Genomic DNA, 2,007 nt, shown 5'->3' with positions numbered 1-2,007 from the left:
GGGCACCGTCTTTCTGGCGGCCTTCCTCCCGGCCCCATAACTGTTGCTTACCCCGCCAGACGAGGGTGCCATCTTCGGTCAGCAGTTCCTGAATGCGTCCCACCGTATCCGTGATGGCATAAAGCAGTTGCCCCTTCTCGTAGCGTGCCAGTGGCGTAAAGCTGCCCGGCTCGTATATCCAGCGGATGGCGTTTTCATGGTCCGGCGTGCCGTCCGGGGTGACCGGAATTTCTTCCACTATCTGGTCGCCGTTCCAGTGAAAGTCCATACCGGGTTTGTCCCGGTTGGTGCAGCGTTTACTGATGCGTCTGCCGATGTAAAGCGTTCTTCACGCATCGGCACCTGGCTGCTGCCCGCCTACTGTAACGGGATGCGGGATCTGCGCGGGCAGCTTTACCTGGTGGAGCCGACTTTTAAGGGACTTAAAAGCGTGAGGATGAATGTGCTGAATAACAGTGAGTAAATAAAATTAGATGGGAAGATATAAAATCTTACCCGGCTTTTATATTTTTACTCACCACCGTATTCTATTGTGGCTTCTAAGGCGCTTCGTAGCCAGTCCCAAAAATTATTAAACTCTTTTACATTCTCATAGCCTTCACCGGCATAATCATGAATTATAACAACTTTTCCGTGTTTATCTTTCTCCCAACAAGCAACATCATCATTATCTTCTCTTCGAGCAAAGGGAACTAATTCTCTGGACGGATATCGCTTCTTCATCCCTTCATATCTGGTTCTTAGCCGCTCATCTTCCATAATGATCCAAGGGTCAAAATAAATTAATCCCTGATCAATAATCCTTTTAAACGAATCAGGATAAGAGAACCATGCAGGTAACTCATTGACTGTTAATAATTTTTCCATGTTAATCAGGTGATCCTATAATAATTGAACCATCAGGATATCTATTTCTATACCCCGCCGATTGATTTTCTATGCGTAAGTCAACAGCATCGCCCCATGTCGAAGGATTATTTTTCCTCGTTCTAAATCTTTCAATATATTCTGTAGGTAATGCTTCTGAGGCATCATGAACACGAGCTTCAACTTTAACTCCAGCTCGTGATGCAGCTAAGACACGAGTATTATCGATAGTTATTAATTTACCATTCGGCATTCTGATTACATCGATAGAATCGCCTTTCCAGCCATTAGCTTTCATATTATTTACTAAATCAGCAGTGCCATTTACAGAACTCTGACTAAAAAGAATATCGTTTGGATCTAATTGCTGAACATCACCCTTACACAGCCCCAGCGGGTCAATCCATCTCAGCGGATTTGTCACATACCCGTACGGATTGACCCCACCCAATAACCCCACCGGGTCTGCGCTCAGATACTGCCCGGTATCACAATCATAGTACCGGAAGCGGTTGTAGAACAACCCCGACTCGTCATCGTCGTACTGGCCGGGGAAGCGCAGGCGGCAGGTGGGGGCACCGTCTTTCTGGCGGCCTTCCTCCCGGCCCCACAACTGCTGCTTACCCCGCCAGACGAGGGTGCCATCTTCGGTCAGCAGTTCCTGAATGCGTCCCACCGTATCCGTGATGGCATAAAGCAGTTGCCCTTTCTCGTAGCGTGCCAGTGGCGTAAAGCTGCCCGGCTCGTATATCCAGCGGATGGCGTTTTCATGGTCCGGCGTGCCGTCCGGGGTGACCGGAATTTCTTCCACCATCTGGTCGCCGTTCCAGTGAAAGTCCATACCGGGTTTGTCCCGGTTCGTGCAGCGTTTACTGATGCGTCTGCCGAACGGGTCGTACCTGTACTCCCACCGTTCGCCGTCCGGTGTTTCCAGCCCGGTTAACTGGCTTCGCGCATCCCAGCGGTAGCGCCAGAGGAGAGGGCGGTAGCTGCCCCTGTCGACGGCTTTCTCCACCAGACGGCCGTTAACGTCGTATTGCCAGGTGACCTCTTCGGTCCTGATTTTAACGAAATGCCCGTCCTGTGGTTTACCGGTATCGGGGTGGATGCGCGAGGTAAGGTGACGGTACGTTCTGTGTT

Annotated in this window: 3 protein-coding genes and 1 pseudogene; 1 reads left to right on the top strand and 3 read right to left on the bottom strand. The window is 50.3% G+C overall.

What is annotated here, in order from left to right; translation table 11 throughout:
- A pseudogene (locus KXR87_RS23470) lies at nt 1-268 on the bottom strand (hypothetical protein); the annotation flags it as partial.
- Between KXR87_RS23470 and KXR87_RS23465 the strand changes: the two are divergent.
- Entirely contained in the window at nt 257-463 is a 207-nt protein-coding gene (locus KXR87_RS23465; RefSeq protein ID WP_437434576.1) for a hypothetical protein, read from the top strand. The pseudogene KXR87_RS23470 and the gene KXR87_RS23465 sit on opposite strands and share 12 nt — an antisense overlap.
- Before the next feature lie 47 nt (nt 464-510).
- On the opposite strand, the gene KXR87_RS23460 is transcribed toward KXR87_RS23465, so the two are convergent.
- Complete coding sequence (locus tag KXR87_RS23460; protein WP_437434575.1) at nt 511-867, bottom strand: hypothetical protein; 357 nt, start codon at nt 865-867, stop codon at nt 511-513.
- A 1-nt stretch (nt 868) separates the two neighbouring features.
- The coding region (locus KXR87_RS23455) for an RHS repeat domain-containing protein (RefSeq protein ID WP_437434574.1) at nt 869-2,007 on the bottom strand (1,139 nt) is incomplete at its 5' end.

This window comes from Yokenella regensburgei, assembly GCF_051486985.1.
In the GTDB taxonomy this organism is placed as follows: Bacteria; Pseudomonadota; Gammaproteobacteria; order Enterobacterales; family Enterobacteriaceae; genus CBFFRJ01.
This window is presented reverse-complemented; position numbering and strand designations above follow the sequence as displayed.

Coding starts and splice junctions, on each gene's coding strand:
- KXR87_RS23460 (WP_437434575.1), bottom strand. CDS start 867: ATGGAAAAATTATTAACAGTCAATGAGTTACCTGCATGGTTCTCTTAT.